Annotated in this window: 13 protein-coding genes; 7 read left to right on the forward strand and 6 right to left on the reverse strand. The window is 69.6% G+C overall.

Translation table 11 applies throughout. The features are described from left to right. Nucleotide 1: 1 nt before the first annotated feature. The 5 genes from DM480_RS09410 to DM480_RS09430 form a co-directional block, all read right to left on the reverse strand. Nucleotides 2–1,423: a glycoside hydrolase family 125 protein gene (locus tag DM480_RS09410; RefSeq protein ID WP_115378592.1), complete on the reverse strand. Its 1,422-nt coding sequence runs from the start codon at nucleotides 1,421–1,423 to the stop codon at nucleotides 2–4. After that, the gene (locus DM480_RS09415) at nucleotides 1,420–3,966 is read right to left on the reverse strand and encodes a glycoside hydrolase family 3 C-terminal domain-containing protein (protein WP_115378593.1); all 2,547 of its coding nucleotides are present in this window, start codon (nucleotides 3,964–3,966) and stop codon (nucleotides 1,420–1,422) included. Before DM480_RS09415 ends, DM480_RS09410 begins: the two co-directional genes overlap by 4 nt. Continuing rightward, nucleotides 3,963–6,515 (reverse strand): beta-mannosidase, encoded by a 2,553-nt coding sequence (locus tag DM480_RS09420; protein ID WP_232833938.1) that lies wholly within the window; start codon nucleotides 6,513–6,515, stop codon nucleotides 3,963–3,965. The genes DM480_RS09415 and DM480_RS09420 overlap by 4 nt, the downstream gene beginning before the upstream one ends. Continuing rightward, entirely contained in the window at nucleotides 6,512–8,836 is a 2,325-nt protein-coding gene (locus tag DM480_RS09425) for a beta-N-acetylhexosaminidase (protein ID WP_198665786.1), read from the reverse strand. The genes DM480_RS09420 and DM480_RS09425 overlap by 4 nt, the downstream gene beginning before the upstream one ends. A 171-nt stretch (nucleotides 8,837–9,007) precedes the next feature. After that, nucleotides 9,008–11,725 (reverse strand): TonB-dependent receptor, encoded by a 2,718-nt coding sequence (locus DM480_RS09430; RefSeq protein WP_115378594.1) that lies wholly within the window; start codon nucleotides 11,723–11,725, stop codon nucleotides 9,008–9,010. A gap of 277 nt (nucleotides 11,726–12,002) precedes the next feature. On the opposite strand from DM480_RS09430, the gene DM480_RS09435 reads away from it, so the two are divergent. The 5 genes from DM480_RS09435 (at nucleotide 12,003) to galA (ending at nucleotide 18,683) form a co-directional block, all read left to right on the forward strand. After that, nucleotides 12,003–12,782 (forward strand): copper homeostasis protein CutC, encoded by a 780-nt coding sequence (locus DM480_RS09435; RefSeq protein WP_115378595.1) that lies wholly within the window; start codon nucleotides 12,003–12,005, stop codon nucleotides 12,780–12,782. A 70-nt stretch (nucleotides 12,783–12,852) separates the two neighbouring features. After that, on the forward strand, nucleotides 12,853–13,590 hold the full coding sequence (locus DM480_RS09440; protein WP_115378596.1) for a GntR family transcriptional regulator: 738 nt from the start codon (nucleotides 12,853–12,855) through the stop codon (nucleotides 13,588–13,590). Nucleotides 13,591–13,642: 52 nt separating this feature from the next. Next, nucleotides 13,643–14,647: an SIS domain-containing protein gene (locus DM480_RS09445; RefSeq protein ID WP_115381103.1), complete on the forward strand. Its 1,005-nt coding sequence runs from the start codon at nucleotides 13,643–13,645 to the stop codon at nucleotides 14,645–14,647. Continuing rightward, complete coding sequence (nagA, locus tag DM480_RS09450; protein ID WP_115378597.1) at nucleotides 14,644–15,780, forward strand: N-acetylglucosamine-6-phosphate deacetylase; 1,137 nt, start codon at nucleotides 14,644–14,646, stop codon at nucleotides 15,778–15,780. The genes DM480_RS09445 and nagA overlap by 4 nt, the downstream gene beginning before the upstream one ends. Next, the gene (galA, locus tag DM480_RS09455) at nucleotides 15,777–18,683 is read left to right on the forward strand and encodes a beta-galactosidase GalA (protein WP_115378598.1); all 2,907 of its coding nucleotides are present in this window, start codon (nucleotides 15,777–15,779) and stop codon (nucleotides 18,681–18,683) included. The genes nagA and galA overlap by 4 nt, the downstream gene beginning before the upstream one ends. A 211-nt stretch (nucleotides 18,684–18,894) precedes the next feature. Here galA and DM480_RS09460 read toward each other — a convergent pair whose 3' ends face one another. Further along, nucleotides 18,895–19,227, reverse strand: a complete 333-nt coding sequence (locus DM480_RS09460) for a hypothetical protein (protein ID WP_115378599.1) — start codon at nucleotides 19,225–19,227, stop codon at nucleotides 18,895–18,897. Between the two features lie 181 nt (nucleotides 19,228–19,408). Here DM480_RS09460 and ptsP point away from each other — a divergent pair, with 181 nt between their 5' ends. Both ptsP and nagE read left to right on the forward strand, forming a co-directional pair. Further along, nucleotides 19,409–21,892 carry a phosphoenolpyruvate--protein phosphotransferase gene (gene ptsP / locus DM480_RS09465; protein WP_115378600.1) on the forward strand — a complete coding sequence of 828 codons (2,484 nt, stop codon included), beginning with the start codon at nucleotides 19,409–19,411 and terminating at the stop codon, nucleotides 21,890–21,892. Beyond that, complete coding sequence (gene nagE / locus DM480_RS09470) at nucleotides 21,892–23,607, forward strand: N-acetylglucosamine-specific PTS transporter subunit IIBC (RefSeq protein ID WP_232833939.1); 1,716 nt, start codon at nucleotides 21,892–21,894, stop codon at nucleotides 23,605–23,607. Before ptsP ends, nagE begins: the two co-directional genes overlap by 1 nt. The last annotated feature ends 3 nt before the right edge of the window (nucleotides 23,608–23,610 follow it).

The raw sequence follows: 23,610 nt of genomic DNA on the forward strand, positions 1-23,610 counted from the left end.
ATCAGAACGTCTCCTTGAGCAGGGCCGGGCGTGTTTTCGCCAGATGCACGATTAGCTCGCCGAACAGGCCGTTGGCCCAGGCGAACCAGTTGCGGGTGAATTTGGCGGGATCGTCGCGGTCGAAGGTTTCGTGAATGAACCCGGTGCCCGCGTCGGTTTCGCGGATCGTCTCTAGGCACGTGCGGATCGTGCCGGCATCGCGCGTCGACAGCGCGCGCACGATCAGCGACATCGGCCAAATCTGCCCCCGTCCGACATGCGGGCCGCCGATCCCCTCGCCCGCGCGGCCGCGGAAGAACCAGGGGTTGGCGGTGCTCCATGCCGCATCCGCGCTGCGTCGCCACAGCGCATCGGCCGGATCGACGCAGCCGAGATAGGCGAGCCCGGACAGCGAGGGGACGTTGGCATCGTCCATGAACAGCGCGTTGCCATAGCCGTCGACCTCATAGGCCCAGACCTCCTGCCCGTCGGGCAGACGCATCGTGCCATGACGGCGCAGCGCGGCTGCGACTTCGCCCGCGAGCAAGGTCGCCTCCTGCGCCAGCGCATCGTCCTGCCGTGCGGCGCGCGCGACGGTGGCGAGCTCGCCGAGCGCGGTGACCGCGAACAGATTGGCGGGGATCAGGAAGGGGTATAGGCAGGCATCGTCCGACGGACGGAAGCCCGATGCGATCAGGCCGACCGGGCGGACGGGGTTGCCGTGGCCCCACAGCAACGTCTCGGTCGGCTGCGGCGCGCTGCGGCGAAAGCTGTAGGGACCATCGCCTGTCATCCGCTGCTGCTCGCGGAACGTGCGGATGCTGGCGCGCGCCGCCTCTGCCCAGGTCGCGTCGAAGGGGCGTGGATCGTGCGTCGCCTGCCAATACTGATGCGCGAGCCGCATCGGATAGCAGAGCGAATCGACCTCCCATTTCCGCTCCGCGACGCCCGGCTTCATCACCGTCTCGTCCTTCAGCGCCCAGGGTAGATTGGTCGGCGCGGCCGGATCCTGCATGAAAGCGTTGGCGTAGGGATCGATCAGGATCGAGCGCGCCTGCCGCGCGATCAGACCGCGAAACAGATCGGCGAGCTTCGGGTCCTCACTGACCAGATGGAGGTACGGCTTCAGCTGCGCCGAGGAATCGCGCAGCCACAGGCACGGGATGTCGCCGGTGATGACGAAGGCGTCGGGCGCTCCGTCGACGACGCCCATCCGTACTGTCGTGTCGAGCGTGTTGGGATAGCAATTGCCGAACATCCACGCGAGCTTCGGATCGGCGATCTGCTTCTGGATGCGCGCGATCTCGCGCTCGACCGCGCGGCTGGTGAAGCGGCGGTCGGCGGGAGCGGGGCGTTTGCTCGGCAAAGCGGGACGGGCGGCGAGCGCGGGCGCGGCGGCGAGCGCCGCACCGGCGGCGATTAAGGTGCGGCGATCGATCGTCATTTCGGCAGCTCCATGTCGGCGCCGGTCACGGTTAAATCGTGCCACACGCCCGCGCCGTCGCCGGGCTGGCCGCCACCGACATACAGGCGGTATGCGCCCGGCACGACGTGGCGGCGACCGTCGCGGTCGACGATGCTGAGGTCACGCGGGTCGATCGCGAAGCGGACGCGCGTGCTACCGCCGCGCTTCACCGCGACGCGGCTGTAGCCGACGAGCTGGCGTTGCAGCACCGCCTCCGTCAGGCTTGGCGCCCCCGCGGGCGCGGGGGGCACCAGATAGGCCTGCACCACCTCCTCGCCGTCGCGCGCGCCCGTGTTGCGCACCGTCGCGGTTACGTTGAGCGTGTCGCCGGCGGCGATGCCGGTCGCCGCCTGCACCGGATCATAGGCGAAGCGCGTGTAGCTGAGGCCGTGGCCGAACCCCCACAAAGGCGTGCCGGTGAAGTAGCGATAGGTCCGCTCCTTCATCGCATAATCGACGAAGGCGGGCAGGTCGCTCGTCGCCTTGTAGAAGGTGACGGGCAGGCGGCCGGCCGGATTGGCGCGGCCGGCCAGCGTGTCGGCGATCGCGGTGCCGCCCGCCTGGCCGGGATACCAGGCGGCGAGGATGGCGTCGGCGTCGGCGGGGTCGACCGCGACCGCGCTGCCGCTGGTCAGGATCATGACGACGGGCTTGCCGGTCGCGCGGATCGCAGCGACCAAAGCGCGCTGCGGCGCAGGCAGCGCGATGTCGGTGCGGTCGCCGCCGACGAAGCCGGGGACGGAGACGCTGAGCGCCTCGCCCTCCAGGTCGGGGGACAGGCCCGCGACGATCACGGCGACGTCCGATGCCTGCGCGGCGGCGACCGCCTCCGCCAGCAACGGCGCGGCGGGCGGCATCCACGACAGGCGGAAGCTTTCGTCCTCGCTTTTATGGTCCAGGAGGATGTCGAGCGCTTGCGCGCTGCCGTCGCTGTCGAGTGTCAGCGCGACGCGGCCCTTCGCCAGCGGGCCGTCGTGCAGCACGTGGCCGCCGATCGTCACGCGCACGGCGTCGTGCGTTGTGCAATCCTTCCAGCATTGCGCCTGGTCGAGGATCAGGCGGTACCGCCCCGCGGCGGGGGGCACGAATTCGCCGGTCCAATGCGCGACATAGCCGGTCGCGGGCACGCCCTTCGCCGGGGCGGCGCGGTTGAGGTCGAGGTCGATGCGGCGGACGTGGTCGGTGACGATGCCGGTGGCGGAGCGGTATTCGACCGACAGGCCGGGCCGGCCACCGCTGCGCAGCGCGGTCTCGGGGACGACGACCGCAGCGCCGTCGGCGAGCACCGATCCTTGCGCATAGCGGACGTTCGCCGCGCCGAACGCGGTGCGCAGCCCGCCGAGCGGGGTTACCGGCGCGGCGGCGGTGCCGTGGTAATTGCCCTGCAATACCCCGAGGTCGTCGGCATCCGCGCCGATCACCGCGATCCGCGTGCCGGGTTTCAGCGGCAGCAGGTCGTTCGTGTTCTGGAGCAGCACGATCGCCTTCCTCGCCGCTTCCAGCGCGAGCGCGCGATGCCCGGGCGTATCGACCTCGCTCGGTTTGATCCGCGCGTAGGGGCTGGCGCCGCCGAACGCGATGCCGAGCGTGCGGCGGGCGCGCAGGGCGCGGGCGAGCGCGGTGTCGACATCCGCCTGCGTGACGAGGCCACGGGCGAGCGCATCGGGCAGCGCGGCATAGGCGCTGCCGCAATTGAGATCGGTGCCGCCGCGCACCGCCGCCGCCGCCGCCGCCGCGCCGTCGAGGCGATAATGGTGGAACAGGTGGATGTTGGCGACCGCGTCGCAATCCGACACGGTGAAGCCGGTGAAGTCCCAGTCGCGGCGCAGGCGATCGTTCATCAGCCATGATGCCGCGCAGGCGGGCGTGCCGTGGATCGAATTGTACGCGCACATCAGCGATTGCGCGCGCCCTTCGGTGACGACGCGGCGGAAGGCGGGGAAGTAGGTCGCCTCCAGGTCGCGTGGCGATGGATCGACGTCGAAGCCGTCGCGCCCCGCCTCCGGCCCGCTGTGCACCGCGAAATGCTTGGGCGTGCCGATGACGCGCGGGTGCGCCGGATCGGGTCCCTGCAGCCCGCGGACGAAGGCGGTGCCGAGCGTGCCCGTCAGATACGGGTCCTCGCCATACGTCTCCTGCCCGCGGCCCCAGCGGGGATCGCGGAAGATGTTGATGTTAGGCGACCAGATCGTCAGCCCTTCGTAGATGCGCCGGTCCGCCGACGCCGGGCGGGCGTTGAACCGCGCGCGCGCCTCCGTCGACACGACCGTCCCCGCCGCCTCGAGCAGCGGCGCATCCCACGTCGCGGCCATGCCGATCGCCTGCGGAAAGACGGTGGCGACGCCGTTGCGGGCGAGGCCGTGCAGCCCCTCGTTCCACCAGTCGTAGGCGGGCAGGCCGGCTGCTCGATCGGCAGGGGCGGTGCTTTGCAGCTGCGCCGCCTTTTGCGCCGGGGTCATCGTCGCGATCGCTGCGGCGACGGGATCGCTCGCCTGCGCCGCAAGGAAGAGGGCGAGGATCATCGTGCGAGCGTCCTTGGCGTCGGGGTAGGGCCGGTGATCGTGACGGTGCGGCTTTCGCCGGGCAACAGGTCGAAGCCGTTGTCCGACGCGCTGCCGCCCGCCGCGCCGAAATCGAGCATCACCGCGCGGGCGAGGTTGCGCGCGTTGATCGTCAGCGCGTCGCCCTGGCGGGTCAGCGTCAGGCCCGGATCGGGATAGGCCATGTCCTTCGGCGCCAGGCGCTCGACCAGTTCGCGGCTGACGATGCGGTCGCCGACGCTGAGTTCTGCGACCGCGTAGCTCTTTGCAGGATCGGCGGTACCGAACAGGTCGGTGTCGGCCAGCTTGGCGACATCGGTGGCGGATAGCGGCGCAAGGCTGGCCGTCCCCTCGCGCGTCGCCAGCGTCGCGCCGGTCATGTCGCGAACGGTCACGCGCCATGTCGCGGGTAACGGCGTCGTCGCGTCGGAGACGAGCGCGATGCGCGTCGCGCCATCCTTGTGTTCGGCGACGATCGCCTGCGGTGCGTACATCCGCCGCGCCTCATACTGGAGCAGTTTCCAGCGGCCGAGATGATCGATGCTCGCCCAGGACACCGCAGGCCAGACGTCGTTGAGCTGCCAGAACAGCGAGCCCATCGTCACCGGGCGGCAGGCGCGGTGGTGGCGTGCGGCCATGCCGATCGCCTGCGCCTGGTTGACCTGCGTCAGATAAACGAAATCGGCGAAATCCTTGGCCGGGCGCAGTCGCTGGTCGAGATAGAGTTGCAGGCGCGCATTGCCTTCGCCCGCCAGGAACTTCTGATGCGCCTTCATCACCGGGCTGTCGGGGGTGAGGCCCTTCAGCGATCCGGCGAAATCCCTGATCGTCTCCAGCGTCGGCATCGCCTGGAAGCCATATTCGCTCATGAAGCGCGGGCAGGCGTCGAGATAGCGTTCGACCGGCTTCGAGCCGGACCAGACGTCCCAGAAATGGCGGTCGCCGTTCGCGTCGGTATCTACCGGACCGTCGTAATCGGTCGAGGGTGAGCCGGGCATGTACGGCGTGCCGGGGCTGTTGCGCGTCACCGCGTCGCGCAGCACGCGGTCGAACAGCACCGCCATGCCGCTGCCGATCCGCTCCTGCATATCGGGGCCGACCGCGGTCTTGAATGCCTTGCGGTCGCTCCAATTCTCCCAGCCTGACAGCACTTCGTTGTTGCCCGTCCAGATGACGATCGAGGGATGATCGCCCAGCCGCGCGGTCTGTTCGTCCGCCTCGATCGCGACGTTTTGCCGATAGGCGAGGTCGGGGGGCGTCACCGCGCCGCCGAACATGAAATCCTGCCACACCATCAGGCCCATCCGGTCGGCCATGTCGTAGAAGGCGTCGTCGAGATAATAGCCGCCGCCCCACACGCGCACCATGTTCATGTTGGCGTCGCGCGCGCCGGTCAGCAGCTGCGCCATCTCGCCCTGCTCGACGCGCGCGGGGAAGCTGTCGAACGGGATCAGGTTCGCGCCCTTGGCGAAGATCGGCACGCCGTTGACCGACAGTGCGAAGGCGCCGCCGGTGCGATCGAGCGCCACCGTGCGCAGACCGATCGAGCGCGTCGCGCTGTCGCCCGGCATCGTCGCGGCGACGGTATAAAGCGGCTGCGCGCCATAGCCGACGGGTTGCCAGCGTTGCGGCTGCGCGACCGTCAGCGGGATCGCGACGATGTTGGTGCCCGCGGCGAGCGCGACCTGGCGCTCGACGGTCTGGTTCGCGCCGTTCGGGCCGGTCAGCGCGACGCGCACCGTCTGCGTGCCCGCACGGTCGGCGACGAGCGACAGGCGGGCGGTCAGCCGCGCCTCGGCGTCGTTGAGATCGTCCTGCGCGACCTGCAACCGGTCGATCCGCGCGGCGTCCCACGCCTCCAGCCGGACGGGGCGCCAGATGCCCATCGCGACGAGGCGCGGGCCCCAGTCCCAGCCGTATTGATACTTGGGCTTGCGGATATAGGGGCTGGTCTGCTTGCCCTTCGGCTCGTCGCCGAACGCGCTGTCATATTCGCCGGGCAGCGGGTTGTTCTCGGCCAGCACCATCGGTTGCAGCGTGCGGATCGGCGAGGCGATGCGCACGACGATCGCGTTGTCGCCCGCATGCAGCAACGCCCTGGCGTCGGCGCGCCAGCGGCGGTGCGCATTGTCCGCGGACAGCAGCCGCGTGCCGTTGACCCAGACGCTGGCAAAGGTGTCGAGCCCGTCGAAAACAAGGTCGAGGTGATCGTGCGCCAGCATCGTCGGGGTGACCGACAGTGTCCGCCGAAACTGCCAGTCGGCCAGCCCGACCCACTGGATCGCGCCTTCGTTGGTGTCGATGAACGGATCGGGGACGCGGTGCGCGCGGATCAGGTCTTCCTGCACGCTGCCCGGCACGCGCGCCGGCAGCCAGCGCGCTTCCTTCGGATGCGCCTTGACCGCGGCCGTATCGGCGGGATCGATCCGCACCTGCCACGCGCCGTCCAGCGTCACCGTGTCACGCGGCGTGGCGATGGCGGGGCTCGCGACGCCGGCGAGCATCAGCGCGAGGACGAGGCCGCGGATCATCGCGCGGCGTCCGACAGCTGCACGCGCTCGACCGCGTAGAACGGATCGCTCAGCGGGGCGGTGAATTGGAAGCACAGATCCGCGTCAGTCATCCCCGCGGGCACCGGCGCATCGAAGCGGAACTGCGTCGGCGCGCTCGCCGGATCGGGCAGCGGGAAGGTCGCGACCACCGGCATCTTCGGCCCGTCCTTCACCGGGCAACCGGCGGTGACGACCAGTTCGCCATAGTGCGTGACGTTGTAATGGCCGCGCAGCGCGGTGAAATCATGCGCGAGGCCATAATTGCGCGGCAGGCGCGCGACCGCAACGGTGATCGACTTCGCCCCCGCGAGCGGCGCGCTCTTCCACACGGTGCACGTGTCGAACAGATTGATATTGAACACCGGCGCGTTCGCGCTCGCTTCCGACGTCAGCGGCACGCGCAGGCCGAGCGCGCCGAGCGGGCAGGCGGCAAGATCGCTCGGCGTCGCGGCGAGCAGGCTGGCGCGGCTCGTTTCGAAGGTGCGCGGCGCGGCGAGCGCGGCGCCGTCGAGGAAGGTGGCGGCGCGGATCGTCGTTCCCGTCGCCACGCCGAGCGGCACGGTATAGGCGCGCGAGCGCGCGGTCGGGGCGCTGCCGTCGGTCGTGTAGCGGATCGTGCCGAGCGGCACCTGCGTCTTCAGTGCGACCGTCGCCTTGCCCGTACGCAGCGCGTCGCCGCGCGTTCCCTGCAGCGCATAGGCGACCGCATAGGCACTGTCCGCCACCTCGCCGCCGTCGCGGCGCCAGCGCGCCATCTGCGGCACGATCCGGCGCGCGAAGCTCGCGAAGTCGCGCGCGCTCTTGGGCGACCACGTCACCTCCGCCAGCGCGCCGAGCCGCGGATAGACGTTGTGGTCGACCTGATAGGGGGTGACCAGATATTCGCTCCACGCATTCGCCTGCGCCCCCAGCACGTGGCGTGCCTTGTCCGCGTCGATGCCGGGCGGCACGGGATCGTAGCTGTAAACGGTCTCCAGCGTCTGCACGCCGATCCGCCCGTTGGGTTCGTCGGGCAGATCGCTTTGCAGATTGTCGAGATAGAGGTTAGGGGCGGGCGACAGGACGACGTCATGCCCCTTGTTGGCGGCGTCGACCGCGCCCTTGTCGCCGCGCCACGACATCACGCTCGCCGACGGCGGCACGCCGCCCTCAAGAATCTCGTCCCAGCCGATCAGGCGGCGGCCCTTGCTCGCCAGATAATTGCCGAACTGATCGATCAGCCAGCTTTGCATCTCGTTCCCGGTCTTGGCGCCGACCTTCGCCATCTGCGCCTGCACCTGCGGGCTGCGCTGCCACTGGTCCTTGACCGCCTCGTCGCCGCCCAAATGGATGTAGGTGCCTGGGAAGACCGCCATCAGCTCGTCGAGGATGTCCTCGACGAAGCGCACCGTCTTCGCATCCGGATTGAGCAGATAGGGATTGACGCCCCAGTCGTGGCCGACGCCAGGCCGGTCACCGAACACGCCATGCTCGGGATAGGCGGCGACCAAAGCCTGTGCGTGGCCGGGCAGATCGATCTCCGGCACGATCGTGATGCCGCGTTCGGCTGCGTAGGCGACGAGGCCCTTCAGCTGTTCCTGCGTGTAGAAGCCGCCGACCTTCGCGCCCGGCGCGCCGCCCGTCGATGGCGGGGTGCGCCACGCGCCGATCGCGGTCAGCTGCGGATAGCGTTTCACCTCGAACCGCCAGCCCTGATCGTCGGTCAGGTGAAGGTGCAGCGTGTTGAGCTTGACCGCCGCCATCCGGTCGACGGTGTGGTAGAGATAGTCGATCGATTGGAAGTGGCGCGAGGGATCGATCATCAGCCCGCGCCACGCGAAGCGCGGCGCATCGGCGATGGCGAGCGCGGGGATCGCCACGGGCCTGCCGAACGCGTCGTCGGGACTGGCGAGCTGCGCCAGCGTCGCGGCGCCGTGGACAAACCCGCGGTCGCCGGAGGCGGTGATGGCGATGCCACGCGGTGTCACGTCGAGCCGATACGCCTCGTCACCGACGACCGTCGCATCGCGGACGAAACGGATCGCCGCCGGATCGGCGCTCGCGATCCGCAGCGTCAGGCCGCGCGCGCGCTTGACCTCCTGCGCGAGCACGCGCGCTGCCGTCGTTGCCCCCGCGTCACCGGCGACGGCGCCGATCGTCGCGCCGTCCGCCAGCTGGAAAACGCCCGCGGCCCGGGTCACACTCTGCGGCATGGGAACGAGAGGCAGCGGAAGCGCGGTCTGCGCCAGCGCCCCGCCAGCGGAGGCGAGCAACGTCGTTGCGAGGATAAGCGACGCGCGGCGGATCATGACCTGCTCCATGGTTCCGTTTTGGTATGGTCAGGTATCATGACGAAGCCGTTCCCCGGCGTCCATGCCCTTCCTTCGTAAAAAGGCGCCAAATACAAAGCCGATAAAAAATGGCCCCGGCATCGCTGCCGGGGCCGAGGGAAGGAGCGGATCGCAAGGACCCGCCCTCCTGGGGATCGGTGATCAGAAGCGCGCGGTGCCCGTGAGCGAGAAGACGCGGCCGTTCTTGTACAGCGCGGTCGGCGCCTGCGGCGTGCTGCTGTACTGGTAATAGGTTTCGTCAAGCAGGTTCGAGGCATTGGCCGTCAGGCGGAAATGCTCGTTGATGTTGTACGATGCCGAGAAGTCGAGCTGGCGATACGAGTCGGTGTAGTTCGACGACTGCAGGCGACCGAAGCCGTAGAAATACTTCGACCGATAGTTGTAGCTGACGCGCGCCTGGAACGGACCCGATTCGAAATAGGGTACGATGTTGTACGTGTTGCGCGACAGATACGGCAGGCCCTGGCCGGCGATGCCGGTATCGGCGCTGGCGAAGGTGTAGTTCGACTGGATGCCGAAGCCCCAGATCAGGCTTGCCTGCGCGGTCAGCGAGAAGCCGGTCACAGATGCTTTGCCGCCGTTCACCGGACGCGAGACGCTGTAGGTATAGGTGTTGCCGGTCAGTTGGTTGGTGATCTGCTGCTCGACCGTCTGATTGCCGATGTAGTTGGTGATGTCGCGGTAGAAGACCTCGCCCGAGAAGTAGCTTGCCGGGGCGAAATACCATTCCGCGGACAGGCCGAAGTTCGTCGCGGCATAGGGCTTCAGGTCCGGGTTGCCGCCGCTGCCGGTACGCTGCGTATCGTCGAGCGACAGCGAGCCGGCAAGGTCGCTGTAGCGCGGCCGGGCCATGACCTTCGCCGCCGCGGCGCGCAGCACCACGGTGGAAGAGGCGTCATAGGCGACGTTGACCGCCGGCAGGAAGCGGTCGTCCGTGCGCGGTGCGACGACGAGCGCGGTCTGGCCGCCCGAGGACAAATAGTAGGACGAGACGTCGCGGGTGCGCACGAACCGGCCGCCGACGTTGCCGCGGAACTTGCCCGTGGCATAATCGAGCTGGACGTAGCCAGTGCCGATCCGCTCCTCGACCTTGAAGAACGAGCCGGTGTCGAGCGCGCGGGTGACGTTGAGCGTGCCCGGTGCGTTCAGCGCCTTGATCGCATTGTCTTGCGTCAGCGTCGCATAAGGCGTCGCGTTGCCGGTGGTCGACAGGCCGTTGTACACGCTGCTGTCGAGCACGTACGAGCCGAGGTCGGCGAGCGTGAAGAAGTTGTTGGTGAAGGTCGCGCCGCCGTAGGTCGTTTGCTGGTTGTTGTGCACGTTGACGCGGACGCCGAAATACAGCCTCTTGAAGAAGCCTTCGAGGTCGTGGCTGAAGTCGACCTGACCGAACTTCTCCTGGTCGACGGTGTTCTCGGCCTGGGTGATGCCGCCGATCTGTGCGCCGAAGAAGCCGGCACCGTTCGTCTTGGCGAGAACGGCCGGTTCCGTCTGAAGGCTCGATTCTGCGGGCGAGGTGCTGATCCACTGCGTGCCGTCGCTCGCCGGATAGTCCCAGTTTAGCATCGTGTTGCGGCCGTTCGCGCCGACCGTGAAGCCCTGGCGCGTACGGAAGTTCAGCAGATATTCGGGGTCTTTGCCGCCGGTCGCGCGGGTGTAGCCGCCGTTGCCGGTGACTTTCCAGCCGCCGTCCAGATCCCAGTCGAACAGCGCGGTGTAGCTCTGGTTCGAGATGCGCGTGCGGCGGAAGTTGGTGTCGAGCTCGCCCATCCAGGTCTTGCTAGTGCTGGGCTGCGCGGCGAAGGTCGCCGAGGTGATCAGGCCGTTGTTGATCGTCGCCGCGGTCAGCTGCGACCCGCGGACGTTGTAGCTGTATTCCGAATTGCTGAAGTTGTCGTAATTGCCCTTGATGTAGATCGCGTTGGCGGTGAGCGTGAAATTGTCCGCCGGCTTGAACTGCATCGTGCCGGTGAAGCCCAGGCGCTGGCGCGTCTGCTGGAAATATTCGTGGGCGAGGAAGGCGGGCAGGCGCGCGGTCTGCAGGTCGGCGATCGAGCCGCCGGTGATCTTCGCGTTCGGATTCTGCAGCACGGTCTGGCCGGCGGCATTGGTCGTCGTGAACTGGCTGCCCGTCAGATAGCCGTAGACGGCGACGCCGGCGCGGGCGAGGTTTTCCTTGTCGTAGTTGACCGAGCCCAGGATCGCGAACGTGTCGCTCTCATTGTGCCAGCTGTACAGCGCCGAGCCGCGGAAATTGCCCTTCTTCGAACGGTCGTTGTATTCGTAACCGCCGGTCGCGGTGAGCGTGCCCGGCTTCAGGTCGAGCGGCTTGCGCGTCACGATATCGACGGTGCCGCCGATCGCTCCTTCCTGGATGCGTGCCTCGGGCGTCTTGTAGACGACGGCCTGGCTGATGATTTCCGGCGAGAGCAGCGAATAGTTGAACGTGCGGCTGGACCGGTCGCCGGGGTTGCCGCCCCAGTCGGCCGAGGCGATCGAGTGGCCGTCGATCAGCACGCGGTTCAGCGCCGGCTCGACGCCCGCGATCGACACCTGCTCGCCTTCGCCGAACTGGTGGTCGACGGTCACACCGGGAAGGTGCGACAGCGATTCGGCGACGTTCGTGTCGGGGAATTTGCCGACGTCCTCTGCGCTGATCACGTCGGTGATGGCGTTGGTCGATCGCTTGGTCGTGATCGCGTCCTGAAGGCTCTTGCGGATGCCGCGGACGACGATGTCGTTGTCCTGGCCGACGGCGCTTTCGTCCTGCGTCGGCGCGGGCGTCGCGGTCTGGGCGTGAGCGGTGCCGGCAAACCCGGCAAGTGCGGTGGTCACGAGAATGACGTGGCGCAGGCGCATATTCAAATCCCCCCTCTCAAGCGATCCGCGACCCGGTTTGGCGAGGATCGTCGTTAACACTGCCGGTGTGCCGGCCGGTATGTCGGCGTCGATCCCTCCCAACGGATCATCAGCCTTCTACCGTATACCGTTGTATACCAATTACGATCCAGTACGCTACCAGAAAAATTGCATTATTGTTTCAGACACGAAAATGGCCTTACAAAGAGGCGAAAAGCGGTCGGTTAATGGCGTTTTCGGTCGGTGCCTGATGGCGCCACGGTTCAGAGGAGGGGCAATGGGATCGCACGCACGAACGGGCCGAATCAGCCTTGAAATTTGCGTCGAGTCGGCCGCCGGCGCGCAGGCCGCGATTGCGGGCGGGGCGGACCGGCTGGAACTCTGCGCCGCGCTGGCGCTCGGCGGCCTGACGCCATCGCAGGGGCTGGTCGCGGCGGTGCTCGCCATCGCCGGACCCGCGGGGGTGCCGGTCCGGGCGATGGTGCGCCCGCGCGCCGGCGATTTCGCCTATGACGCCGATATGCTCGATCTTGCCAAGGCGGAGGCCGCCGCCCTGCTCGCGCAGGGGGTCGATGGCCTGGTGTTCGGCGCGGCACGCGGCGGCGTGCTCGATGTGGCGATGCTCGCGGATTGGGTGAGCAGCCTGTCGCGAGCCTTCGCGCCGCCGGGGCTGACACTGCACCGGGCGGTCGACCTGCTCGACGATCCGGTGTCGGCAGTGGAGTCCGCCGTCGCGCTCGGCTTCGATCATATCCTGACCTCGGGCGGCGCGCCTGTCGCCTCCGACGGAAAGCGCGCGATCGCAGCGATGGTGGTGCGCGCGCAGGGGCGATGCACGATCATGGCAGGGGCAGGCGTCACGCCCGACACGGTCGCGGCGCTGGTCCGCGACACCGGCGTACGTGCGGTCCACGCCTCCGCCAGCACGCTCGGCCACGATGGCGATCCCGCCGCCGCCCGCCTGTCGTTCGGTGTGCCACCACGCATGACCGATGCCGGTATCGTCGCGCGATTGCGCCATGCGATTGACGACATATCCAATCTAGGACAAATGTGATGTGGACCGCGATCTCCAGCGCGTTCGTTCTCCGTCCTGCAGGCGCCATCGGGCGTGCTAGGAGTCGCCGATGACCTTCGTGAGCAAGATCGGGACCTTCCGCGCCGACAACCCGTCGCCTCTGTACCTGCAACTGCAGCAGCTGATCCGCGACGCCATCGCCAACGACCTCATCACGCGCGGCGAGGCGATTCCCGCGGAGCGCGACCTTGCCACCGACTACGGCGTGTCGCGCATCACCGTGCGCAAGGCGATCGAGGGGCTGGTCGAGGATGGCCTGCTGACGCGCCGCCGCGGCGCGGGGACGTTCGTTGCGGGGCGCGTCGAGAAGAATTTCTCGAAGCTCTCGTCGTTCACCGAGGATATGATCGCGCGCGGCCGCGTGCCGAGCAGCGCATGGATCTCGCGCAGCGCGGGCATCGTCAGCCCGGAGGAATCGATGGCGCTGGCGCTGTCGCCGGGTGAGCCGGTGCTGCGTTTCCAGCGGCTGCGCTTCGCCGACGAGGTGCCGATGGCGCTGGAATTGTCGACGATCGCGGGCTTCTGCCTGCCCGGCGTCGATGCGGTCGACGCATCCCTGTACGAGGCGCTGACCAACGCGGGGCACCGCCCGGCGCGCGCGTTGCAGCGGTTGCGCGCGGTGCCGTTCGGTAGCGATCATGCCCGCATGCTGGGGGTCGACCCGGGATCGCCGGGCCTGCTGATCGAGCGGCGCGCTTTCCTGCGCGACGGGCGCGCGGTCGAATTCACCCGATCCTATTACCGCGGCGACAGCTACGATTTCGTGGCCGAACTCGCCGACGTCTGAACGCTTTGTCTTTGGGGGACGCGACGTGACCATTGCCACCGCGACGACGCTGATGCGCGCAGAAACCAACGAGGCGGGCGCGGCCGTCGCCCGGCTGCTCGCGCACAATGGTGAAAGCCTTGGCGCGCTGGGCGAGCGCCTCCGCGCGGAAACGCCCGACGTCGTCGTCACGTGCGCGCGCGGATCGTCCGATCACGCCGCGACCTATGGCAAATATCTGATCGAGACGATGACGGGCGTGCCCGTCGCTTCCGCCGCGCCCTCGGTCGTCTCGCTGTTCGATGCAACGGTGTCGACGCGTCGCGCGCTGTGTCTCGCCATCTCGCAATCGGGCCGCAGCCCCGACCTGCTCGCGACGGTCGACGCGCATCGCCGCGGCGGCGCGCAGGTGGTGGCGCTGGTCAATGACGAAGGGTCGCCGCTGGCGACCGGCGCGGACACGCTGCTCGCGCTGTGCGCCGGGCCGGAACGCTCGGTGGCGGCGACCAAGTCGTGCATCGCTGCGATGGCGGGGTTCGCCGCGCTGGTCGCCGCCTGGGCCGACGATGCCGACTTGAAGGCCGCGGTCGCGGCGCTGCCCGCGGCGCTCGACGCCGCGGTCGCGCGCGACTGGCACGCGGCGGTCGAGCCGCTGGCAGAGGCGCGGCAGATGTTCGTGATCGGACGCGGCTATGGCTTCGGCATCGCGCAGGAATGCGCGCTGAAGCTCAAGGAAACCTGCCAGCTGCAGGCGGAGCCGTTCAGTGCGGCGGAAGTCCGTCACGGCCCGATGGCGATCGTCGGCGAAGGGTTCCCGGTGCTCGCACTCGCGACGTCCGACGCGGCGGGCGACGACGTGATGCGCGTTGCGGACGCGTTCCGCGAACGCGACGCGCTGGTGCTTGCGGCGCATGCCGGCGACCTTGCGGGTGCGTTGCCCGCGGCGGCGGCGCATCCCGCGATCGAGCCGATCCTGATGCTCGCCAGCTTCTATGGCATGGCGGAGCAACTGTCGCGCCGCCGCGGGCTGGACCCCGACCAGCCGCCGCATCTCGCCAAGGTGACGCGTACGCTATGACCGGTCTCCATCGCTACACCAACGGCCAGGTCGTGGTCGGCGATGCCTGCTGGCCGGGTGTCGAGATCGCGGTGGAGGATCAGCGAATCGCCGCGATCCGCCCGCTCGCCGCCGATGCGGGCGACGCGGTGGACCTTGCGGGCGGGTGGATCATGCCGGGCTTCGTCGATACGCAGGTGAACGGCGGCGGCGGCGTGCTGTTCAACGACCAGACGAGCGTCGACGGTATCGCCGCGATCGGCGCGGCGCATGCGCGTTATGGCACGACCGCGTTCATGCCGACGCTGATCAGCGACACGCCCGACCGGATCGCGCTGGCGCTCGATGCGATGGACGATGCGATCGCGGCGGGCGTGCCGGGCGTCGTGGGCGTGCATATCGAGGGACCGTTCCTCAACGTCGCGCGCAAGGGCATCCACGATGCCGAGCGGTTCATCCCGCTCGACGACGCGATGGTCGCGCTGCTCGCGCGGCCGCGTCGCGGCCGCGTGATGGTGACGCTGGCGCCCGAACTGGCAGAGGTCGATCGGATCGCGACGCTGGCGAAGGCGGGCGTGCTGGTCAGCGCCGGGCATAGCGAGGCATCCTACGACACGATGATTGCCGCGTTCGATGCGGGGCTGACCGGCATCACGCATCTGTTCAACGCGATGCCGCCGATGGTGCAGCGTGTGCCGGGCCTCGTCGGCGCGGCGCTCGACGATCCGCGGCCGTGGTGCGGCCTGATCGTCGACGGCGTCCATGTCGCGCCCGCGGTGTTGCGTATCGCCCTGAAGGCGCGTGGGACCGCACGGATGATGCTGGTCACCGACGCGATGTCGTCGGTCGGCGCGCTCGACAAGGACTTCGTGCTGCAGGGGCGTGCGATCCGCGTCGCGGACGGCATCTGTTCGTACGAGGACGGCACGCTCGCCGGCTCCGACCTCGACATGGCGCAGGCGGCGGCGAACGCGATGGCGATGCTGGGCCTTGACCCCGTCACCGTCGCGCAGCTCGCGGCGGCCAATCCCGCGGCCTTCCTGGGCCTGTCGCAAGAGCGCGGGGCGTTGGCCGTGGGGCTGAGGGCGGACTGGGTGCAATTGTCGACCGCGATGGCGCCGGTCGCGACGTTCGTCGGAGGGAAACCGGCATGACGATCGACCGGCGCGGGATGTTGATGGGATCCACCGGCGCTGGTCTGACGCTCGCACTGCCCGCCGCGGCCCGCGCCGCGCCCGGTGCGCCGGTCGCGGGGGAGGCGGGCGCTCTGCCGATGCCGCCGGTCGGCGACATGTTGCCCGTGCCGCTGCCCCTCACCGACCCATCGCGGATCGGCTTCGACACCGGCTGGCTGTTCCACGAGGGCGACATTCCCGTGCCGCCCGCGCCGGACCACGAGGAAACCTACCTGCGCGCAAAGGCAGGCCATGCGGTCGGCGCGGCGGCGATGACCTATGACGACAGCGACTGGCAGTCCGTCACGCTGCCGCACGACTGGGCGAGCTTCCAGCCGTTCGTCGAAACCGCCAACGTCAGCCAGGGCTATCGCCCGCGCGGGATCGGCTGGTACCGGCGCACCTTCCACCTCGATCCCGCCGATCGCGGCCGCTATCTGGAGCTGCAGTTCGACGCGATCGCGACCAATGCGACGATCTGGATCAACGGCAGCGTCGCGGCGCACAACTGGTCCGGCTACAACAGCATCTACGTCGACATCACGCCCTTCGCCCGGTTCGGCGACGAGCCCAACGTCGTCGCGATCCGCGTCGATGCCGACGCGATGGAAGGCTGGTGGTACGAGGGCGCGGGCCTGTACCGCCACGCGTGGCTGGCGCGCCGCGCGCCGGTGTCGATCGTCACCGACGGGGTGCATTGCGATCCGCGGCGCGGCGATGCCGGCTGGCACGTCCCGGTCACGGTCATCGTCCGCTCGATCGAGGCTGCCGCCGCGACCGTCACAGCGCACGCGCGGCTGCTCGACCCGGACGGACGGCCGGTGGCGGAGGCCCGGTCGCTACCGGTCGCGGTGCCGACGCTCGACGCCGCGGACCTGACGCTGGACCTCGCGGTGCCCGACCCGCGCCTCTGGTCGATCGACACGCCGACGCTCTACACGGTTGCGGTGACGCTGGAGCGCGACGGCGCGGCGGTCGATACGCGGCGCGTGCCGATCGGTTTTCGCACGATCCGCTTCGATGCCGACCGCGGGCTGTTCGTCAACGACCGGCCGGTCAAGATGAAGGGCGTCTGCCTGCATCAGGACCATGCCGGCGTCGGCGTCGCGGTGCCCGATGCCTTGCTCGCATGGCGATTGTCGCGGCTGAAGGACATGGGTTGCAACGCGATCCGTTGCTCGCACAACGCGCCGTCCACCGCCTTCCTGCACCTCACCGACCGGATGGGGTTCGTCGTCATGGACGAGAACCGCAACTTCAACCCCGCGCCCGACTATATGGCGCAGCTGGAATGGATGGTGCGGCGCGACCGCAACCATCCCAGCGTCATCCTGTGGTCGGTGTTCAACGAGGAACCGATGCAGGGCACGCCCGCGGGCGTCGAGATGGTGCGCCGCATGGCCGCCGCGGTCCATCGCCTCGACGGCAGCCGCCCGGTGACCGCGGCGATGAACGGATCGTTCTTCGAACCCGTCAACGTCTCGACCGTGGTCGAGGTGATGGGCTTCAATTATTACCAGGCCGATTACGACAAGTTCCACGCGGCCAACCCGAGGAAGCCGACGACGAGTTCGGAGGATACCAGCGCCTATATGACGCGCGGCGCCTATGCCAACGATCCGGCGGCGCATGTCATCACGTCGATGGATACCGAGGCCGCGCCGTGGGGCGGCACGCATCGCAAGACGTGGCAGCGGATCGCCGAGCGGCCGTTCGTCGCGGGCGGCTTCGTGTGGACGGGCTTTGATTATCACGGCGAGCCGACGCCCTATGCCTGGCCGACGATCGCCAGCTTCTTCGGCATCCTCGACCTGTGCGGCTTTGCCAAGACCGCCTACGACATCCACCGCGCGCAATGGGTGGACGATGCGCCCGTTATCGGCCTGGCGCCGCACTGGACGTGGCCGGGGCGCGAGGGGCAGGCGATCGACATTTTGGTCACGTCCAACGCCGAGCGGATCGTGCTGCGTCTCAACGGCCGCATCGTCGGCGAGGGGCGGGCGGACCGGATCATGGGCAACAGCTTCAAGGTCGCCTATGCGCCCGGCACGCTGGAGGCGCTGGGCTATAATGGCGACCGCCTCGTCGCGCGCGTCGCCCATGCCACGGTCGGTGCGCCCGTCGCGCTGCGGCTGACGCCGGCGCGCCGCGTGATGGCGGGCGACGGCGTCGATGCGCAGCCGTTCACGCTGGACGCGATCGATGCCGCCGGGCGGCACGTCCCGACCGCCAACCTGCCCGCGCGCTTCGCGATAGAGGGCGGCCAGATCATCGGCCTGGGTAACGGCGATCCCAACAGCCACGAACCGGAAAAGGGCGATGCGCGCGCGCTGTTCAACGGTCTGGCGCAGGTGATCGTCCGGGCGGATGTCGGGCGGGGGCCGTTGACATTGCGCGCGAGTGCACCCGGGCTCAAGCCAGCGCGGGTACGCGTCGACCGGCTCGCCATCCCGCCGCTCGTCGAAGCCCCGGCGGTCGCATCGGCGACGCGGATCGAGCGCTGGCGCATGTCGCCGCTGCTGTCGTCGCGCCCCGATCCGGCGCTCGCGCCTGCGGATGGCGACAACAACAGCTGGGCCTTCGTGCGCAGCGGCGCCGCCACGCCCGCCGAGGCGAGCGCCGGCTGGCGCGTTTATCGGGCCAGGGTCGTGCCGCCGCGCCGCGTCGCGCGCGATGGCGGCACGCTGACGCTGTCGGCGATCGCCGGCCGCGCCGAGCTGTGGATCGACGGCAAGCGCGTCGCGACCAAGGCGGACGCGCGCACCGCCCCGATCGCGGCGCCGATAGCGGCGGGGCCGGGAGAACGAACGGTCGTGCTGATCGTCCGGTCGGATGCGGGCGCGGCGTCGGGCATCACCGGATCGGCCGCCGTGTCGCGCTAGGACGGATCGACATTCGGTTATCGCCGGTGTCGCTCTCCAGCGAATGGGCTACCCCTTTTGTCATCCCGGACCTGTGCCGGGGTCCATCGGGCCTCAAACGCTGTCGCTGGAGCCTCAAAACGCGTTGATCGCCGCGCCGTGGACCTCGGACACGTCCGAGGCGACGATGGAAACGTCGGTGGGCCCTAGCGCACGCCTCGGCGTGACGGGGCTAGCGCAAGCCGTACAACCACACGCTATCGTCCGGCATCACGGGAGTGATCGGCCCCGTGGCGATGCTGCACGGTGTCACGAACCGCAGCTGCGATGCCGGATAACAATAATCGCCATGCGCGCACAGGCTCACCATGCCGCTCTTGCGATCGATCTGCATCTGCGTCGCCGGCCCCCACGTCACGCCCGGCTTCATCGTCGCTGTGGCGCTTTCCACCGCATGGACGGTCGCCGTGGTCCGCATCATGCAGTCGGGCGTTCGCGACGCCGCCTGTGCGGGTGCGGCGCAAAGGGCGATCGTTGCGGCGCATCCGGCGAACAGTGTCTTCATGCATGGCCTCTCAAATCGGCCCGCGCCGCGACGCGGCGGCAGGCATCAGCGCCAAACCGCCCGACACGCCGAACCGTTCCACCTCAAGGTCGCGGAGAAGCCGTCACAAAATGGTCTTTAATAGGTATTGTCTGCGCGCAGGTATAAGATACCATGCCAAGCATGGGACGGGGTTTGCGACATGGTTGAGGTGAAACTGGCATCGCCGCTCGGCGGATGGGCGATGCCGCTGGCCGCCGTGCCCGACCCCGTCTTCGCCGGCGGTATGATGGGGGACGGGCTGGCGATCGACCCGGTCGGCGATACGCTCCATGCCCCGTGCGACGCGCGCGTCGTCTCGATCCACGCGGCCGGCCATGCGGTCACGCTCGATGCGGGGCAGGGTGTGCAGCTGTTGATGCACGTCGGCATCGACAGCGTGACGCTGGCAGGCGAGCCCTTCACCGCGTGCGTTGCGGCAGGGGCCCGGGTGCGGGTGGGCGACCCGTTGCTGCGCTTCGATTTGGATGCGCTGGTGCAGGGTGCGACCGCGGCGGTGACGCCGATCCTCGTCGTCGAGCCGCAGGGTGCGCATCTGGTCGCGCGCGCGGGCGAGGGGCGGATCGCGGTCGGCGACCCGCTCTATACGGTGACGATCGAAAACGCCGATGCCCCCGCCGCCGCGCCCGCAGACGGCGAAACGCTGCGCCACGCGATGACGGTCGGCCTGCCGCACGGGCTGCACGCGCGCCCCGCAGCGCGCATCGTCGCGGCGGCGCGCGACGCCGGCGCGGTCGTGACGCTCGTCCACGACGACCAGCGCGGAGCGGCGACCAGCCCGGTATCCCTGCTCGCGCTGGGGCTGTCACATGGCGCGGCCGTGACGATCGAGGCGCAGGGCGCGGGCGCTGCGGCGGCGATCGCGGCGATCATCCCGCTGCTTACCGCGGAAGTCGATGGCGAGGCACCGCGACGCGCGCCTATCGCAGCGGCGGCCGCCGCGATCGATCCCGATGCGATGCCCGGCGTCGCCGCCGCGCCCGGTCTTGCGATCGGTGTCGCCTGCTGGCTGCGCCCTGTCGTGCCGGACCTGCCGGCCTCCGGAGCCGGGATCGCGGCCGAGCAGGCGCGGCTCGATGCCGCGGTCGCCGCGGTCGCCGCCGACCTCGCCGCGGGCGGGCAGGGGACGCAACTTGCCGCCGTCATGGCGGCGCATCGTGCGATCCTTGCCGACCCCGACCTGATGGCCGACGCCCGCGCGCGGATCGACGCAGGGCTGCATGCCGCCGCCGCCATCCTCGCCGCGGCAGAGGCGCAGGGCAGCCGCCTGCGCGCGTCCGGCAATGCGCGCGTCGCGGAGCGCGCCGACGATATCCGCGACGTCGCGCTGCGCGTCGTCCATGCCGCGCTCGGCACGAGGCCGGCAGCGTTGATGCTACCCGATCGCGCCATCCTGCTCGCCCACGACCTGCTGCCCTCGCAGCTCGCCGCGCTCGACCCATCGCGGCTCGCGGGTATCGCGGTTGCCGGCGGTGGCCCGACGTCCCACGTCGCGATCCTCGCGGCGGGGATGGGCGTGCCGATGGTGGTCGCGCTCGGCAAGATGCTCGACGGGGTCGCGGATGGCGCGACGGTGATCCTCGACGGCGACGGCGGCCTGTTGTTCGCGAATCCCGCCGCGGAGCGGCTGGCCGCGGCGCAGGCGACGATCGACGCGCGCGCTGCCGCCGAAGCCGCCGCCCGCGCCGCCGGCGATCGCCCCGCGGTGACGCGCGACGGCACCGCCGTCTCGGTCTATGCCAATCTCGGCTCGGTCGCGGATGCTGAGGCCGCGGCGGCGGCGGGCGCCGAAGGCTGCGGCCTGCTGCGCACCGAATTCCTGTTCCTCGACCGTACCGATCCGCCCTCCGTCGCCGAACAGGCGGCGGATTATGCGGGCGTCGTCGCCGCGCTCGGCGGCAAGCCCGTGGTGATCCGCCTGCTCGACGTCGGCGGCGACAAGCCCGCGCCCTATCTCGACCTTCCGCCCGAGGAGAATCCGGCGCTTGGCGTGCGCGGCATCCGCGTCTGCCTGGCGCAGCCCGACCTGCTCGAGGCGCAGCTGCGCGCGATCCTGTCGGTGCCAGATCGCGCTGCGTGCCGGATCATGGTGCCAATGGTGGCGAGTGGGGAAGAGATGGCGCAGGTGCGTGCGATGCTCGATTCGCTGCTCGCCGAACTGGGCGGTGCGTCGGTCCAGCTGGGCGCGATGATCGAAACGCCCGCCGCCGCGGCGACCGCGGACCTGATCGCGGCGCACGCCGACTTCCTGTCGATCGGCAGCAACGACCTGACGCAATACGTCCTGGCGATGGACCGCGGCAATCCCGCGCTCGCGGCGGGGATCGACGGGCTGCACCCTGCGGTGCTGCGCCTGATCGGCCAGACATGCGAGCGTGCGGCGCTATCGGCGACGCCGGTCAGCGTGTGCGGCGGGCTCGCCGCCGATCCGCTCGCCGCGCCGATCCTGGTGGGGCTGGGCGTTCGCACGCTGTCGGTGCCGCCTGCACGCGTCCCCGCGGCCAAGGCGCTCGTCGCCGCGCTCGATCGTCACGCGGCGGAGGCGCATGCGCGCACCGCGCTAGCCGCCCCGTCCGCCGCCGCCGTCCGCGCGCTGGCCCGCGCCTTTGCCGAGGAGATGCGCTGATGTCGCGCGGCCGCTTCAACCCGATGTCCTTCCTCCAGCCGCTCGGCCGCGCGCTGATGCTGCCGATCGCGGTGCTGCCCGTTGCGGGCCTGCTGCTGCGGCTGGGCCAGCCCGATATCGCGGCCCTTGTTGGCGTCGACCTCTCGTTCCTCAACGCTGCCGGCGACGCGATCTTCGCGCATCTCGGCCTGTTGTTTGCAGTGGGTGTCGCGACCGGCTTCGCCCGCGACGGTAATGGTGCTGCCGCGATGGCCGCCGTCGTCTGCTATCTCGTCATCGGCAATACCGCGCAGGTTTTCTTCCTCGTCCCGCCCGGCGCAGTGCCCGCCGGGCTGGAGGAGAAGGTCACTGCGACCCTGGCCGCGGCGTGGAAGGCAGCGGCGGTCGACAAATTGCAGGTGCCGATCGGCATCATCGCCGGCCTGATCGGCGGGGGTTTCTACAACCGATTCTCGACGGTCAAGCTGCCCGACTACCTCGCCTTCTTCGGCGGGCGGCGGCTGGTGCCGATCCTGGCGGGCATCGCCGGGCTCGTCCTCGGCGGGCTGCTAGGGCCGAGCTATAGCGCGATCAGCGCTGGCGTCGACGGGCTCAGCCGCGGCGTCGTCGCGGCGGGCGGCTGGGGGCTGTTCGCGTTCGGCGTGCTCAACCGGCTGCTGATCGTCACCGGATTGCACCATATCCTCAACAACGTCGCCTATTTCGTCGTCGGCGATTACCACGGCAAGACGGGTGACCTGACCCGCTTCTTCGCGGGCGATCCGACCGCCGGCGGCTTCATGAGCGGGTTCTTCCCGGTGATGATGTTCGGCCTGCCCGCCGCCTGCTTCGCCATGTACCGGACCGCGCTGCCGGAGCGGCGCAAGGCGGTGGGTGGCATGCTGCTCAGCCTTGCGCTGACCTCGTTCCTGACCGGCGTCACCGAGCCGATCGAATTCAGTTTCATGTTCCTCGCGCCCGCGCTCTACGCGATCCATGCGGTGCTGACCGGCGCGGCGGAGGCGCTGATGAACGCGCTGGGCGTTCGGATGGGATACGGCTTTTCCGCCGGCCTGTTCGATTACGTGCTCAATTTCGGCAAGGCGACGAAGCCGCTGCTGCTGCTGCCGGTCGGCGCGCTGTACGCCGTGCTGTACTACGGCCTTTTCCAATGGGCAATCGTGCGCTTCGACCTCAAGACGCCGGGACGCGAGCCGTTCGAGGGCGACGCGCCCGCCGGACCGGCGCCCGCCACCGCGGATGCGAAGGCCGCCGCCTTCGTCGCGGCGCTCGGCGGACCGGCCAATCTGCGCAGCATCGACGCGTGCACGACGCGTCTTCGTCTGACCGTCGCGGATGCGCAGGCGATCGACGAGCCGCGTCTGCGCCAGCTCGGTGCGCGCGGCGTGCTGCGTCCGTCGCCGACCGCGGTGCAGGTGATCGTCGGCGGGATCGCGGACGGGCTGGCGATGGACATGCGCGCGGCGCTCGATGCCGCACCGGGTCCGGTGGCGCTACCCGACGTCGCGGCGGCCGCGCCGGTCGTGCTGCCCGATACGATTGCGGCGGCGCTGGGCGGCGCGGACAACGTCACCGCGGTCTCCGCTTACCCCGGCCGCTACCGCGTGCGCGTCACCGACCGGGCGAAGGTGAACGAAGGCGCGCTGGCGAAAGCCACCCGTATGGTCGCCTGGCCGCACGCCGACGTCGCGCACGTGCTGGTCGCCGGGATATAAGGC

The sequence above is a fragment of the Sphingomonas sp. FARSPH genome (assembly GCF_003355005.1).
In the GTDB taxonomy this organism is placed as follows: domain Bacteria; phylum Pseudomonadota; class Alphaproteobacteria; order Sphingomonadales; family Sphingomonadaceae; genus Sphingomonas.

Coding starts and splice junctions, on each gene's coding strand:
- DM480_RS09410 (WP_115378592.1), bottom strand. CDS start 1,423: ATGACGATCGATCGCCGCACCTTAATCGCCGCCGGTGCGGCGCTCGCC.
- DM480_RS09415 (WP_115378593.1), bottom strand. CDS start 3,966: ATGATCCTCGCCCTCTTCCTTGCGGCGCAGGCGAGCGATCCCGTCGCC.
- DM480_RS09420 (WP_232833938.1), bottom strand. CDS start 6,515: ATGATCCGCGGCCTCGTCCTCGCGCTGATGCTCGCCGGCGTCGCGAGC.
- DM480_RS09425 (WP_198665786.1), bottom strand. CDS start 8,836: ATGGAGCAGGTCATGATCCGCCGCGCGTCGCTTATCCTCGCAACGACG.
- DM480_RS09430 (WP_115378594.1), bottom strand. CDS start 11,725: ATGCGCCTGCGCCACGTCATTCTCGTGACCACCGCACTTGCCGGGTTT.
- DM480_RS09435 (WP_115378595.1), top strand. CDS start 12,003: ATGGGATCGCACGCACGAACGGGCCGAATCAGCCTTGAAATTTGCGTC.
- DM480_RS09440 (WP_115378596.1), top strand. CDS start 12,853: ATGACCTTCGTGAGCAAGATCGGGACCTTCCGCGCCGACAACCCGTCG.
- DM480_RS09445 (WP_115381103.1), top strand. CDS start 13,643: ATGCGCGCAGAAACCAACGAGGCGGGCGCGGCCGTCGCCCGGCTGCTC.
- nagA (WP_115378597.1), top strand. CDS start 14,644: ATGACCGGTCTCCATCGCTACACCAACGGCCAGGTCGTGGTCGGCGAT.
- galA (WP_115378598.1), top strand. CDS start 15,777: ATGACGATCGACCGGCGCGGGATGTTGATGGGATCCACCGGCGCTGGT.
- DM480_RS09460 (WP_115378599.1), bottom strand. CDS start 19,227: ATGAAGACACTGTTCGCCGGATGCGCCGCAACGATCGCCCTTTGCGCC.
- ptsP (WP_115378600.1), top strand. CDS start 19,409: ATGGTTGAGGTGAAACTGGCATCGCCGCTCGGCGGATGGGCGATGCCG.
- nagE (WP_232833939.1), top strand. CDS start 21,892: ATGTCGCGCGGCCGCTTCAACCCGATGTCCTTCCTCCAGCCGCTCGGC.